We start from the raw sequence: 13,085 nt of genomic DNA on the forward strand, positions 1-13,085 counted from the left end.
ATGTACCGGGGCTAAATACACCACCGAAGCTGCGAATTGATACCAATGGTATCAGTGGTAGGGGAGCGTTCTAAGTGCAGTGAAGTCAGACCGGAAGGACTGGTGGAGCGCTTAGAAGTGAGAATGCCGGTATGAGTAGCGAAAGACGGGTGAGAATCCCGTCCACCGAATGCCTAAGGTTTCCTGAGGAAGGCTCGTCCGCTCAGGGTTAGTCAGGACCTAAGCCGAGGCCGACAGGCGTAGGCGATGGACAACAGGTTGATATTCCTGTACCACCTCTTTATCGTTTGAGCAATGGAGGGACGCAGAAGGATAGAAGAAGCGTGCGATTGGTTGTGCACGTCCAAGCAGTTAGGCTGATAAGTAGGCAAATCCGCTTATCGTGAAGGCTGAGCTGTGATGGGGAAGCTCCTTATGGAGCGAAGTCTTTGATTCCCCGCTGCCAAGAAAAGCTTCTAGCGAGATAAAAGGTGCCTGTACCGCAAACCGACACAGGTAGGCGAGGAGAGAATCCTAAGGTGTGCGAGAGAACTCTGGTTAAGGAACTCGGCAAAATGACCCCGTAACTTCGGGAGAAGGGGTGCTTTCTTAACGGAAAGCCGCAGTGAATAGGCCCAAGCGACTGTTTAGCAAAAACACAGGTCTCTGCGAAGCCGTAAGGCGAAGTATAGGGGCTGACACCTGCCCGGTGCTGGAAGGTTAAGGAGAGGGGTTAGCGTAAGCGAAGCTCTGAACTGAAGCCCCAGTAAACGGCGGCCGTAACTATAACGGTCCTAAGGTAGCGAAATTCCTTGTCGGGTAAGTTCCGACCCGCACGAAAGGTGTAACGATTTGGGCACTGTCTCAACCAGAGACTCGGTGAAATTATAGTACCTGTGAAGATGCAGGTTACCCGCGACAGGACGGAAAGACCCCGTGGAGCTTTACTGTAGCCTGATATTGAATTTTGGTACAGTTTGTACAGGATAGGCGGGAGCCATTGAAACCGGAGCGCTAGCTTCGGTGGAGGCGCTGGTGGGATACCGCCCTGACTGTATTGAAATTCTAACCTACGGGTCTTATCGACCCGGGAGACAGTGTCAGGTGGGCAGTTTGACTGGGGCGGTCGCCTCCTAAAGTGTAACGGAGGCGCCCAAAGGTTCCCTCAGAATGGTTGGAAATCATTCGTAGAGTGCAAAGGCATAAGGGAGCTTGACTGCGAGACCTACAAGTCGAGCAGGGACGAAAGTCGGGCTTAGTGATCCGGTGGTTCCGCATGGAAGGGCCATCGCTCAACGGATAAAAGCTACCCCGGGGATAACAGGCTTATCTCCCCCAAGAGTCCACATCGACGGGGAGGTTTGGCACCTCGATGTCGGCTCATCGCATCCTGGGGCTGTAGTCGGTCCCAAGGGTTGGGCTGTTCGCCCATTAAAGCGGTACGCGAGCTGGGTTCAGAACGTCGTGAGACAGTTCGGTCCCTATCCGTCGTGGGCGCAGGAAATTTGAGAGGAGCTGTCCTTAGTACGAGAGGACCGGGATGGACGCACCGCTGGTGTACCAGTTGTTCTGCCAAGGGCATAGCTGGGTAGCTATGTGCGGAAGGGATAAGTGCTGAAAGCATCTAAGCATGAAGCCCCCCTCAAGATGAGATTTCCCATAGCGTAAGCTAGTAAGATCCCTGAAAGATGATCAGGTTGATAGGTTCGAGGTGGAAGCATGGTGACATGTGGAGCTGACGAATACTAATAGATCGAGGACTTAACCATATAATATGAAGCAAATGTTATCTAGTTTTGAAGGAATATACCTTCAATAGTTTGGTGATGATGGCAGAGAGGTCACACCCGTTCCCATACCGAACACGGAAGTTAAGCTCTCTAGCGCCGATGGTAGTTGGGACCTTGTCCCTGTGAGAGTAGGACGTCGCCAAGCAAGATAAAAACACAAGTCTTTTGACTTGTGTTTTTTTATTTCCCATGAAATAGGTTGGATTCCTTTAGTAAAAATGCTGAAATATAGTAAGGGATTTTTTGAGCAGAAATATTGAGAAACTGATAAATAAATGGATAATCTTCAGATCCATAGCTTCCAAGTAAGTCATACCACCAATCTGTTTCATACCTCGAAATCATACTTAAATTATAGAGCAATAAATAATGAACAAGGAGCTCAGGCAACACTGGCTTAGAGTTTCTAGGGTCGTTCGTAAGTGGTAAATAATAAGTATCAGCAAGATACTCGTAGTATAAAGGTGTGCTATACATAGGATTCCATGATTGAATAGGTGCTGAAAAAAACACATTTAATTCATTATTTTTCTCAGGTACGTGTTGTATTGATAAATGCTTACAAGCTGTTTCGATGTAACGAGAAAATCTCTCTTTAGTCATATGTAGTCGATCTAGTATGTTGACTGAAAAGGAGAGCTCATTTTTATTTGTTGAATCGATTTTATATAATGTTGTTCCTTTTTGACTATAGCGAAATAAATGTTGTAACTCAGGGATTGTCCCCATTAACTCTAACATATTAAACTTTTCTGTTTCCAAGTGTTTCATGTGAAACAGTTGTTCTGCAGCGTGAGTAAATAGTCCGTTTTTCTGTATTTTCACCTCATCTTCTAAAAATTGATATCCTTGTTTTTTTCGTTTACGGGTTGTCACTCCATGTGCTAAAACAGTTGTTGATTCTGGATAGTTTGGATTAATAGTTAATAAACAAGCTTTAAAAAGTTGTCCCATTCCATAAAATAACAGCATTGGCTGAATGGAAAATGGCGCTGTTTTATATAATTCATAATAATTTTTACCGTGTTCTAAGTAATAAATAAATGGATAACAATTTTCAAAACCTTTTTTTTCGGCATCCTGAATCGAGGATTTTTCATAACAACGGGCAAGATAATGTTGTACGTTTTGAGATGAAAAGAAGAAACTTAATTGCTGCCAAGCACAAGGTGTATGATGCATATATTACGCTCCTTTTATTGTCTAAAAATTCTAACATATTCATACTTTCTTGACAGTATTTTAACCAATTGATAAGCTACTAATAATAATTTCTGGTATTATGGGGGGAACAATTATGTGGGAATCTAAATTTGTTAAAGAAGGTTTGACTTTTGATGATGTATTACTTGTACCAGCAAAGTCAGATATATTACCAAGAGAAGTAAGTGTTAAAACAGTTTTATCTGAAAGCTTACAGTTAAACATCCCGTTAATTAGTGCAGGAATGGATACAGTAACAGAAGCTGATATGGCTATTGCAATGGCTCGTCAAGGCGGTTTAGGAATCATCCATAAGAATATGTCTATTGAGCATCAGGCAGAGCAAGTTGACAAAGTAAAACGCTCTGAAAGCGGCGTTATTTCAGATCCATTCTTTTTAACTCCAGAACATCAAGTATATGATGCGGAACATCTTATGGGAAAATACCGCATCTCAGGTGTACCAGTTGTAAATAATTTAGATGAGCGAAAATTAGTTGGTATTATTACAAACCGTGATATGCGCTTCATCCAAGACTACTCAATCAAAATTTCTGACGTAATGACAAAAGAACAGTTAATTACAGCCCCAGTTGGTACTACACTAGGAGAAGCTGAAAAGATCCTACAAAAGTATAAAATTGAAAAGCTTCCTCTTGTTGATAATAGCGGTGTATTACAAGGGCTTATTACAATAAAAGATATTGAAAAAGTAATTGAATTTCCAAACTCTGCAAAGGATAAGCAAGGACGCTTATTGGTTGGAGCGGCAGTTGGTGTAACAGCTGATGCAATGCTTCGTATCGATGCATTAGTAAAAGCGAGTGTAGATGCAATTGTACTTGATACAGCTCATGGACATTCTCAAGGTGTTATTGAAAAAGTAAAAGAAGTTCGCGCAAAATATCCAGCACTAAATATTATTGCTGGAAATGTTGCTACAGCTGAAGCAACGAAAGCATTAATTGAAGCTGGTGCAAATGTAGTTAAAGTTGGTATTGGACCAGGTTCTATTTGTACAACGCGTGTTGTAGCTGGAGTTGGTGTACCACAATTAACAGCAGTTTATGATTGTGCAACTGAAGCTCGTAAACATGGTATTCCAGTTATTGCAGATGGCGGTGTTAAGTACTCTGGTGATATGGTTAAAGCTTTAGCGGCAGGGGCACACGTTGTTATGCTAGGTAGTATGTTCGCTGGTGTAGCTGAAAGCCCTGGAGAAACTGAAATTTACCAAGGCCGTCAATTTAAAGTATATCGTGGTATGGGTTCTGTTGGAGCAATGGAAAAAGGAAGTAAAGATCGCTATTTCCAAGAAGGAAACAAAAAACTTGTTCCAGAAGGTATTGAAGGACGAGTACCATATAAAGGACCTTTAGCAGATACAGTTCATCAATTAGTTGGTGGATTACGTGCAGGTATGGGATACTGCGGAGCACAGAATTTAGAATTCTTACGTGAGAATGCGCAGTTCATTCGTATGTCAGGTGCTGGTTTACGTGAAAGCCATCCTCATCACGTACAGATTACAAAAGAGGCTCCAAACTACTCATTATAATGTCTTATATGTAAATAGACGGAGATTTGATATCTCTGTCTATTTTTTTTTGATTATGTTAGAATAACGGTTATGTGAGTACATAGATATTGGGGGTAGCAAAAGTGAAAGGTATGTTTTGCAAAAGATTCATTGCGTTGGTAACAGTGCTTACAATAGCTTGTAGCATGCTTGTACCATATAGCAATGCATCAGCAGAAACAGGAGCCGCTTTAAACATTGAAGCAGGTGCGGCAATTTTAGTAGAAGCGAATTCTGGGAAGATTTTATATCAAAAAAATGCAGATGAGTTATTATCAATTGCTAGTATGACAAAAATGATGAGTGAATACCTAGTGAACGAGGCTGTTGCGAAAGGGAAACTAAAATGGGATCAAAAAGTTAAGGTTTCCGAATATGCGTATAACATTTCGCAAGATCGTTCATTATCGAATGTGCCTCTACGAAACGGTGAGTCTTATACAGTAAAAGAGCTATACGAAGCAATGGCAATTTATTCTGCTAATGGTGCAACAATAGCGTTAGCTGAAGCAGTTGCTGGAAAAGAAGTAGACTTTGTAAAAATGATGAATGATAAATCGAAAGAGTTTGGATTAAAAAATTATAAGTTTGTAAATTCTACGGGCTTAACGAACAAAGATTTAAAAGGACACCATCCTGAAGGGACAACTCCAGATGAAGAAAATAAAATGTCTGCGAGAGATGTAGCAATTTTAGCACAACGTCTTATTCAAGATTTCCCTAAAACATTAGACATAGCAAAAATTTCAAAAAAAGTATTCCGTGAAGGTACTCCGGATCGGATCGAAATGCCTAACTGGAACTGGATGTTAAAAGGGTTAATTAAGGAATATGAAGGCGTAGATGGTCTGAAAACAGGATCAACTCCAGAAGCAGGAGATTGTTTCACTGGTACGATTGAAAGAAATGGTATGCGTTTCATTTCTGTAGTTATTAAAACAAAATCTCATACAGCAAGATTTGATGAGACAAAGAAATTATATGATTATGGCTTTGCTAACTTTGAAATGAAGAAAATGTATGAAAAAGGTTCTTCGGTTAAAGGAAAAGAAACAGTAAGAGTTGAAAATGCGAAAGATAAAGATGTAGCAGTTCAAACGAAGCAAGCTGTTTCAGTTCCGGTGCCAAAGGGAAGTAAAGACGTTTATAAAACAGAATTTAAAGAAGGAAATAAGGTACAAGAAGCACCTATGAAAAAAGGAGTTGCACTTGGCCAAATGGTTGTAACGTCTAAAGATAGTAATGACCCTGGATTTTTATCAGGAAAATCATTACAAGTAGACCTTGTAACAAAGTCTGAAGTAGAAGAGGCAGGCTGGTTCACACGTTCTATGCGCGGAATTGGTTCTTTCTTTAGTGGTATGTGGAATAGTGCTGTTGATACAGTAAAAGGTTGGTTTTAAAAGCTCCTCATTGTAGGAGCTTTTTCTTATTCCTATTTTTCATACCGACTTTATGAAAAAGTAGTGGACAAGCATCAGATAGTTAGTGGTAGAATGTAAGAGTATTCTTAATTTTCTTCTTTAACGGGGGAAAGCAATTCACCTAGGGGGGTTTTTGTACATGACAAATGTAACAGGGACAGAACGTGTAAAACGTGGAATGGCAGAAATGCAAAAAGGCGGCGTTATTATGGACGTAGTTAACGCTGAGCAAGCAAGGATTGCAGAAGAGGCAGGCGCAGTTGCTGTTATGGCATTAGAGCGTGTACCTGCAGATATTCGTGCAGTAGGTGGCGTTTCTCGTATGGCAGATCCAACAATTGTTGAAGAAGTTATGGGTGCTGTGTCAATTCCGGTTATGGCAAAATGCCGTATCGGTCACCTTGTAGAAGCACGTGTATTAGAATCATTAGGGGTAGACTATATCGATGAGAGTGAAGTATTAACTCCTGCTGATGAAGTATACCATTTAAATAAACGTGATTACACAGTTCCGTTTGTATGTGGTTGCCGTGATATCGGAGAAGCTGCACGTCGTATTGCAGAAGGTGCATCTATGCTTCGTACAAAAGGTGAGCCTGGAACAGGAAACATTGTAGAGGCAGTGCGTCATATGCGCCAAGTCAATGCAGAAATCCGTCAAGTTGCGAGTCTACGTGAAGATGAGTTAATGACATATGCAAAAAATACTGGTGCTCCTTATGAAGTACTACTTGAAATTAAACGCCTTGGTCGTTTACCAGTTGTAAACTTTGCAGCAGGTGGTGTAGCAACACCAGCAGATGCAGCGTTAATGATGCAACTTGGTGCTGATGGTGTATTTGTTGGATCTGGTATCTTCAAATCAGAAAACCCAGAGAAATTTGCACGTGCAATCGTTGAAGCAACGACTCATTATGAAGATTACGAACTAATTGCAAGCCTTTCTAAAGGACTAGGTAATGCAATGAAAGGTGTCGAAATTTCAACGTTATTACCAGAACAACGCATGCAAGAGCGTGGATGGTAATTAAAGGAGATCTTTAAAATGGTGAAAATCGGTGTGCTAGGTCTTCAAGGTGCTGTTCGTGAGCATGTGAAATCAGTTGAAGCAAGTGGTGCAGAAGCTGTTGTTGTAAAGCGTATAGAACAACTTGAAGAAATTGATGGTCTTATTTTACCAGGCGGTGAAAGTACAACAATGCGCCGTCTTATTGATAAGTATGCTTTCATGGAGCCTCTTCGTACATTTGCGAGGTCTGGTAAACCAATGTTTGGTACATGTGCAGGAATGATTCTTCTTGCGAAAACACTTATTGGCTATGAAGAAGCACATATTGGTGCTATGGATATAACGGTTGAGCGCAATGCGTTCGGACGCCAAAAAGATAGTTTTGAAGCTGCACTTTCAATGAAGGGTGTGGGAGAAGACTTTGTTGGTGTATTTATCCGTGCTCCGTATGTTGTAAATGTAGCTGATGATGTTGAAGTACTTTCTACACATGGCGATCGAATGGTAGCGGTAAGACAATGTCAGTTTTTAGCTGCTTCTTTCCATCCAGAATTAACGGATGATCACCGTGTAACAGCATACTTTGTAGAGATGGTAAAAGAAGCGAAAATGAAAAAAGTTGTATAAGTAACTTGCAACTTGTATAAGATTATAGTAAATTGATGGTAACAATTTTATAAAATAAGCGTGTTGATAGGAAGTAGTAACAAATGTTGTTTCTTATAGAGAGTCGATGGTTGGTGGAAATCGATAGAAACAGTTTGTGAATCCATCCTGGAATGGAATGTGGAATATCTTTTGATTAGTAAGCATTCCCGGTGAAGAGCCGTTATTTCTACTTGAGAGGAAAGCGGTAATGCTTTCAACTAGGGTGGCAACGCGGGTTAACTTCCGTCCCTTTGTATAGGGACGGGAGTTTTTTGTGTTTTATAAAATAAAAGGAGGAGTATATAATGCTTGATATTAAATTTTTACGTACAAATTTTGAAGAAGTAAAAGCAAAATTACAGCATAGAGGCGAAGATTTAACGGATTTTGGTCGCTTTGAAGAACTTGATACGAGAAGAAGAGAGCTACTTGTTCAAACTGAAGAACTAAAAAGTAAGCGTAACGAAGTATCTCAACAAATTTCAGTATTAAAGCGTGAAAAGAAAGATGCGGAAGCTCTAATTCTAGAAATGCGTGAAGTTGGGGAAAAAGTAAAAGATCTTGATAATGAGCTTCGTACAGTTGAAGAAGATTTAGAAAGATTAATGCTATCTATCCCAAATATTCCTCATGAATCTGCTCCAATAGGTGAAACAGAGGATGATAACGTAGTAGCACGTACTTGGGGAGAAGTGAAAGAATTTACTTATGAGCCAAAACCACATTGGGACCTTGCTACTGATTTAGGGATTTTAGATTTTGAACGTGCTGGGAAAGTAACAGGAAGCCGATTTGTATTTTACAAAGGTGCTGGTGCAAGATTAGAACGTGCTTTGATTAGCTTTATGCTTGACCTTCATACTGATGAGCATGGATATGAGGAAGTATTGCCTCCTTATATGGTAAACCGTGCAAGTATGACAGGAACAGGACAACTTCCGAAGTTTGAAGAAGATGCATTCCGTATTGAAAGTGAAGACTATTTCCTAATCCCAACAGCTGAAGTACCTGTAACGAATATGCATCGTGATGAGATTGTGAGTAAAGAGCAATTGCCGATACGATATGCTGCGTTTAGCTCATGCTTCCGTTCTGAAGCAGGTTCAGCTGGTCGTGATACACGCGGTTTAATTCGCCAACACCAATTTAATAAAGTTGAGCTTGTGAAGTTCGTGAAACCAGAAGATTCTTACGAAGAGTTAGAAAAATTAACAAATGATGCAGAGCGCGTGTTACAATTATTAGAGTTGCCATATCGCGTTATGAGCATGTGTACAGGAGATTTAGGATTTACAGCAGCGAAGAAATACGATATTGAAGTATGGATTCCAAGCTATGGCACATATCGTGAAATTTCTTCTTGTAGTAATTTTGAGGCTTTCCAAGCGAGACGTGCGAATATCCGTTTCCGCCGTGAGCCAAATGGCAAACCGGAACATGTTCATACACTAAATGGATCTGGTCTTGCAATTGGACGTACAGTGGCAGCTATTTTAGAGAACTACCAACAAGAAGATGGTACAATTATAATTCCAGAAGTTCTTCGCCCTTATATGGGAGGAAAAACAGTTATTAAATAAGTTAAAACATTCATCGGTATGAGTGATTGGTAATTATGGGCGTTGTCAGCAATGTCATAAAGGAGAGGGAAAGTAAAATTTCCCTTTCCTCATAATTTATTATAGTAGGGTTGACTAACTGTTTTTCTTTTGATATTATATTTGATGTCAATATGGAGGTATACCCAAGTCTGGCTGAAGGGATCGGTCTTGAAAACCGACAGGCGGCGAGAGTCGCGCGGGGGTTCGAATCCCTCTACCTCCTCCAGATATAATTGACAACAGCGCATATAAGTGGAGATTGGAGAACTCGTTACCAACACGTAACGAGTTTTTATTTTAAAACCAATCATAAAGTATGATGTAAGGATATAGTGTCCTTATTACACACTCATATTCCGATGATTATCTTCATAGATATGAAAGGAGTTAACATGGATCTTATTATACAAACGTTTCCTTTAGATGGAAAAACTTTATATTATGTACAATGTCCTGTCTGTAAGAACAATAGAATTTTAAACAGTGGTGCAAATGTGTCGCGCATTATAAGTGATGATACATTCCGTAAGCTTTGTGGTTGCACTTGTGATGTAAAACAGGTTGCAAAAAAAGTAGAGGTGCCAAAAGAAGCTGAAAAACCAGCTGTGCAAAAAGAAGTAACTCCAAAACGTACAGGGAAATTACTAACAGCAGTAATTAACGGGAAAGAAATGACCGTTAAAGAGATTGCTGAAACATATGATATTAGTACGAGTACTGTTCGTCAGCGTATTAATGCTGGAAAGCCAGAGAGTGAAATTATTGCTCCAACGAAAAAGAAAAAGTAATTTCATAGGAAAACCCGTGCATATGCACGGGTTTTTTATTTTACAAGTTTACGTGTTTGTTTTAAAAAATGTCCAATTTTTTTAATGATTGGTTCGACTGAATCGCCATCTTTTAAAATATCGTATTCATTAATGTTTAATCGTAAAATAGGGCATGAATTAAAGTTATTAATCCAGTTATCGTAACGTCCATGCATCTCTTTCCAATACTCGATTGGTGTTTGCTGCTCCATTGGACGTCCTCGTTCTTGAATACGATCGACAATATCATCAAACGAACCTTCTAGGTAAATTAATAAGTCTGGATGAGGGAAGTAAGGAGTCATGACCATAGCATCAAATAAACCTTTGTATGTTTCATAATCAGTTTCAGTCATTGTACCTTTTTCGTGATGCATCTTTGCGAAAATACCAGTGTCCTCATAGATAGAACGGTCTTGAACAAAACCGCCACCATATTCGAAAATTCTTTTTTGTTCTTTAAATCGTTCTGCTAAAAAGTACACTTGTAAGTGAAAGCTCCAGCGTGTGAAATCAGCATAGAACTTGTCCAAATATGGGTTGGAATCTACTTTTTCAAAAGATGTACGATAACCTAAAGCGTTAGCTAATGCAGTTGTCATAGTGGATTTACCGACACCTACTGTTCCAGCAATAGTGATAACTGCATCATTTGGTATATCATATTTTTGCCTTAAATTCATTGTTATTTCGACTCCTTCAAGAGAGTATTTTGAAGAGCGGATAAGATGACATTTAAATCATCAGGATTTCTTACAAAATCCATATCGTCTCCATTAAATTTCAATACTGGAATATCTGGATGGTCCTTTTTGAAAGCATCCATTGCTGTTTCGTAATCTTTTGTAAGCTGTAGTAAGTAATTTGGATCCATATTTTTTTCGAATTCTCTTCCGCGCATCGCAATTCGTTTTTGTAATGTTTCTAGGCTCGCTGTTAAATAAACGATGACATTTGGTACAGGCATATCTTGCGTAAGAATGCGATAAATTTGCATGTACTTGTCATATTGAGCATCTTTTAATGTACGGGATGCAAAAATTAAATTTTTAAATATATGATAATCTGCTACTACAGGCTTCCTTTGATTCAAATACTTTATGTTAATATCCTCTAGTTGTTTGTATCTATTACAAAGAAAGAACATCTCTGTTTGAAAACTCCATTCGTCGATGTCTTCATAGAATTTTCCTAAAAAAGGATTTTCATCAACAATCTCTTTTAGTAAGTGGAGTTGCATGTGAGTTGAAAGTTCCTTCGCAAGTGAAGTTTTTCCAACACCAATTGGTCCTTCAACCGTGATAAATGGTACTCCGGTCACGCTGTTTCCTCCTTTCAATCAGTGATTTACCGTGACTACTAAAAACACAAAACAGAATTATTGTAGCACAAGAGGGGAGCGAGCGGACTAATTTGATATAAAAAGTTAGAAAATAGATATGTATTAATTAAATTTTATTTGGGATGACGGTACAATATTTGCCTTTAATGTGGCCTCCATTATTTTTAAAGCATGTTCATTATCTTGCTCGTTATTAGAAGCGATGCAATCCCGTGGTACATAAAGTGTATAATTTCTCATATGGGCATCATTAGCTGTAAAAAGGATGCATATGTTCCCGGCAATTCCTGTTAAAATGAGATTTTCGATTTTCAAATAACCTAATAAAGAATTCAAAGGTGTTTCATAAAAAGCAGAATAATGTGGTTTAATAAAAATGTAATCGTCAGTATGCGGAGCAATGGCCTCGATAATATTTTTACTATACTTATTTGTACAATGAGTAATAAGTTGATTAATATCAGATCTCCAAAGTTGATAGTGATCATTGACATAAATTATTGGATAGCCCAATGATTTCATGGTGTCCTTTAATTGTAGAATGGGGTTCTTTATAATTTCACATTTCTGTGCCAGGATGGGCCCGTGGGAGAATTGAAAATCATTAATCATATCGATAATGAGTAAGGCAGTATTTTTCATATGTAATTCCCTCTCTTTCTTCTTTAGGTTGGATTGAATTTGCAAAAGTTATCCCACCTGCAAGAAATGAAAAAGTGTATTTTATTTTTGGTGAAAGGACTATATTATGGAGCGAGATATATATTTTATGCAGTTAGCAATAGAGGAAGCAAAGAAGGCAGAGGCGATACAAGAGGTACCAATTGGTGCTGTAATTGTGCTAGATGATGAAGTGATTAGTGTCGCGCATAATTTAAGAGAAACTGAACAGAGATCAATAGCTCACGCCGAGCTCTTAGCTATTGATGAAGCTTGCAAAAAATTAGGGACATGGCGTTTAGAAGATGCAACGTTATATGTAACATTAGAACCTTGTCCAATGTGTGCAGGGGGAATTGTTTTATCGCGTGTAAAAAGGGTTGTATATGGAGCGAGCGATCCGAAAGGTGGATGTGCAGGTACATTGATGAATCTTTTAACTGATGAGCGTTTTAATCATCAGTGTGAAGTAGTGGCTGGTGTACTTGAAGAGGAATGTGGTACGTTGTTAACGATTTTTTTTAGGGAGCTTCGTAAGAAAAGAAAAGAAGCGAAAAAACTAGAGAAAAGTAATGGTAACTAACGTATTTGCATTTTGTAAAAAAACAAGTTATACTGATAATGCCTTATCCAAGGCAACCGAATATTGGTTTTAACTTTGCCGTGCTAAGCGGGGAGGTAGCGGTGCCCTATACTCGCAATCCGCTCTAGCGAGGCTGAATCCCTTCTCGAGGTTATGCTGCTGTAAGGTCTGCCTTAAGTAAGTGGTGTTGACGTTTGGGTCCTGCGCAACGGGACCCCGTGAACCTTGTCAGGTCCGGAAGGAAGCAGCAATAAGCGGGTTTTCTCGTGTGCCGCAGGAGTGCCTGAACCGAGCTAACTGCTTGAGTAACGCTTATGGTACGTAATCGACAGAAGGTGCACGGCAGTTATATATGTATACAAAACTCACCTTAATATAAAGGTGAGTTTTTTGTATGGAAAATAACTTTTGGAATCTATAAACAGAATGGGTTATAATAAATGAGATAATAACCTTTG

The 13,085-nt window shown here is 39.4% G+C and carries 11 protein-coding genes, 1 tRNA gene, 2 rRNA genes, 1 other RNA gene and 1 other annotated feature (1 of these 16 only partly in view); of the genes, 11 read left to right on the forward strand and 4 right to left on the reverse strand.

Going from position 1 to position 13,085, the window contains the following annotated elements; all coding sequences use genetic code 11:
- Nucleotides 1-1,748, forward strand: a 23S ribosomal RNA gene (locus tag NSQ47_RS20680) (it extends 1,174 nt beyond the left edge of the window).
- Between the two features lie 50 nt (nucleotides 1,749-1,798).
- Nucleotides 1,799-1,914 (forward strand): 5S ribosomal RNA (gene rrf / locus NSQ47_RS20685).
- A 35-nt stretch (nucleotides 1,915-1,949) separates the two neighbouring features.
- On the opposite strand, the gene NSQ47_RS20690 is transcribed toward rrf, so the two are convergent.
- The gene (locus NSQ47_RS20690; protein ID WP_341037935.1) at nucleotides 1,950-2,951 is read right to left on the reverse strand and encodes a YaaC family protein; all 1,002 of its coding nucleotides are present in this window, start codon (nucleotides 2,949-2,951) and stop codon (nucleotides 1,950-1,952) included.
- A 115-nt stretch (nucleotides 2,952-3,066) separates the two neighbouring features.
- Here NSQ47_RS20690 and guaB point away from each other — a divergent pair, with 115 nt between their 5' ends.
- The 7 genes from guaB (at nucleotide 3,067) to NSQ47_RS20725 (ending at nucleotide 10,021) form a co-directional block, all read left to right on the forward strand.
- Complete coding sequence (gene guaB, locus NSQ47_RS20695) at nucleotides 3,067-4,530, forward strand: IMP dehydrogenase (protein WP_002159656.1); 1,464 nt, start codon at nucleotides 3,067-3,069, stop codon at nucleotides 4,528-4,530.
- 113 nt (nucleotides 4,531-4,643) lie between these two features.
- Complete coding sequence (locus NSQ47_RS20700; RefSeq protein ID WP_341038253.1) at nucleotides 4,644-5,954, forward strand: D-alanyl-D-alanine carboxypeptidase family protein; 1,311 nt, start codon at nucleotides 4,644-4,646, stop codon at nucleotides 5,952-5,954.
- A gap of 160 nt (nucleotides 5,955-6,114) precedes the next feature.
- Nucleotides 6,115-7,002 carry a pyridoxal 5'-phosphate synthase lyase subunit PdxS gene (pdxS, locus tag NSQ47_RS20705; protein ID WP_002151929.1) on the forward strand — a complete coding sequence of 296 codons (888 nt, stop codon included), beginning with the start codon at nucleotides 6,115-6,117 and terminating at the stop codon, nucleotides 7,000-7,002.
- A gap of 18 nt (nucleotides 7,003-7,020) precedes the next feature.
- Nucleotides 7,021-7,611, forward strand: a complete 591-nt coding sequence (gene pdxT / locus NSQ47_RS20710; protein WP_016106807.1) for a pyridoxal 5'-phosphate synthase glutaminase subunit PdxT — start codon at nucleotides 7,021-7,023, stop codon at nucleotides 7,609-7,611.
- Nucleotides 7,612-7,665: 54 nt separating this feature from the next.
- Nucleotides 7,666-7,886, forward strand: a binding site (T-box leader).
- A gap of 51 nt (nucleotides 7,887-7,937) precedes the next feature.
- On the forward strand, nucleotides 7,938-9,212 hold the full coding sequence (gene serS / locus NSQ47_RS20715) for a serine--tRNA ligase (RefSeq protein ID WP_002009617.1): 1,275 nt from the start codon (nucleotides 7,938-7,940) through the stop codon (nucleotides 9,210-9,212).
- Between the two features lie 154 nt (nucleotides 9,213-9,366).
- A tRNA-Ser gene (locus tag NSQ47_RS20720) sits at nucleotides 9,367-9,459 on the forward strand.
- Between the two features lie 166 nt (nucleotides 9,460-9,625).
- Complete coding sequence (locus tag NSQ47_RS20725) at nucleotides 9,626-10,021, forward strand: DUF3797 domain-containing protein (RefSeq protein WP_002107271.1); 396 nt, start codon at nucleotides 9,626-9,628, stop codon at nucleotides 10,019-10,021.
- A 35-nt stretch (nucleotides 10,022-10,056) separates the two neighbouring features.
- Here NSQ47_RS20725 and NSQ47_RS20730 read toward each other — a convergent pair whose 3' ends face one another.
- From NSQ47_RS20730 to NSQ47_RS20740, 3 genes are all read right to left on the reverse strand, one after another.
- The gene (locus tag NSQ47_RS20730) at nucleotides 10,057-10,725 is read right to left on the reverse strand and encodes a deoxynucleoside kinase (RefSeq protein WP_016106808.1); all 669 of its coding nucleotides are present in this window, start codon (nucleotides 10,723-10,725) and stop codon (nucleotides 10,057-10,059) included.
- A 2-nt stretch (nucleotides 10,726-10,727) separates the two neighbouring features.
- Complete coding sequence (locus tag NSQ47_RS20735; RefSeq protein ID WP_002159650.1) at nucleotides 10,728-11,363, reverse strand: deoxynucleoside kinase; 636 nt, start codon at nucleotides 11,361-11,363, stop codon at nucleotides 10,728-10,730.
- A 123-nt stretch (nucleotides 11,364-11,486) separates the two neighbouring features.
- Nucleotides 11,487-12,026: an isochorismatase family cysteine hydrolase gene (locus NSQ47_RS20740; RefSeq protein ID WP_002107274.1), complete on the reverse strand. Its 540-nt coding sequence runs from the start codon at nucleotides 12,024-12,026 to the stop codon at nucleotides 11,487-11,489.
- A gap of 106 nt (nucleotides 12,027-12,132) precedes the next feature.
- Between NSQ47_RS20740 and tadA the strand changes: the two genes are divergently transcribed.
- Nucleotides 12,133-12,627, forward strand: coding sequence for a tRNA adenosine(34) deaminase TadA (gene tadA / locus NSQ47_RS20745; RefSeq protein ID WP_002151937.1), 495 nt, complete (start codon nucleotides 12,133-12,135; stop codon nucleotides 12,625-12,627).
- A 78-nt stretch (nucleotides 12,628-12,705) separates the two neighbouring features.
- Nucleotides 12,706-12,970: signal recognition particle sRNA large type (gene ffs / locus NSQ47_RS20750), an RNA gene on the forward strand.
- Nucleotides 12,971-13,085 lie beyond the last annotated feature (115 nt).

The organism is Bacillus sp. FSL R10-2780 (assembly GCF_038006125.1).
Classification (GTDB): Bacteria; Bacillota; Bacilli; order Bacillales; family Bacillaceae_G; genus Bacillus_A; species Bacillus_A cereus_U.

What these genes read in the sequence shown, in the direction of transcription:
- NSQ47_RS20690 (WP_341037935.1), bottom strand. Translation starts at nt 2,951, where the DNA reads ATGCATCATACACCTTGTGCTTGGCAGCAATTAAGTTTCTTCTTTTCA.
- guaB (WP_002159656.1), top strand. Translation starts at nt 3,067, where the DNA reads ATGTGGGAATCTAAATTTGTTAAAGAAGGTTTGACTTTTGATGATGTA.
- tadA (WP_002151937.1), top strand. Translation starts at nt 12,133, where the DNA reads ATGGAGCGAGATATATATTTTATGCAGTTAGCAATAGAGGAAGCAAAG.
- NSQ47_RS20700 (WP_341038253.1), top strand. Translation starts at nt 4,644, where the DNA reads ATGTTTTGCAAAAGATTCATTGCGTTGGTAACAGTGCTTACAATAGCT.
- NSQ47_RS20725 (WP_002107271.1), top strand. Translation starts at nt 9,626, where the DNA reads ATGGATCTTATTATACAAACGTTTCCTTTAGATGGAAAAACTTTATAT.
- NSQ47_RS20730 (WP_016106808.1), bottom strand. Translation starts at nt 10,725, where the DNA reads ATGAATTTAAGGCAAAAATATGATATACCAAATGATGCAGTTATCACT.
- NSQ47_RS20740 (WP_002107274.1), bottom strand. Translation starts at nt 12,026, where the DNA reads ATGAAAAATACTGCCTTACTCATTATCGATATGATTAATGATTTTCAA.
- pdxS (WP_002151929.1), top strand. Translation starts at nt 6,115, where the DNA reads ATGACAAATGTAACAGGGACAGAACGTGTAAAACGTGGAATGGCAGAA.
- pdxT (WP_016106807.1), top strand. Translation starts at nt 7,021, where the DNA reads ATGGTGAAAATCGGTGTGCTAGGTCTTCAAGGTGCTGTTCGTGAGCAT.
- serS (WP_002009617.1), top strand. Translation starts at nt 7,938, where the DNA reads ATGCTTGATATTAAATTTTTACGTACAAATTTTGAAGAAGTAAAAGCA.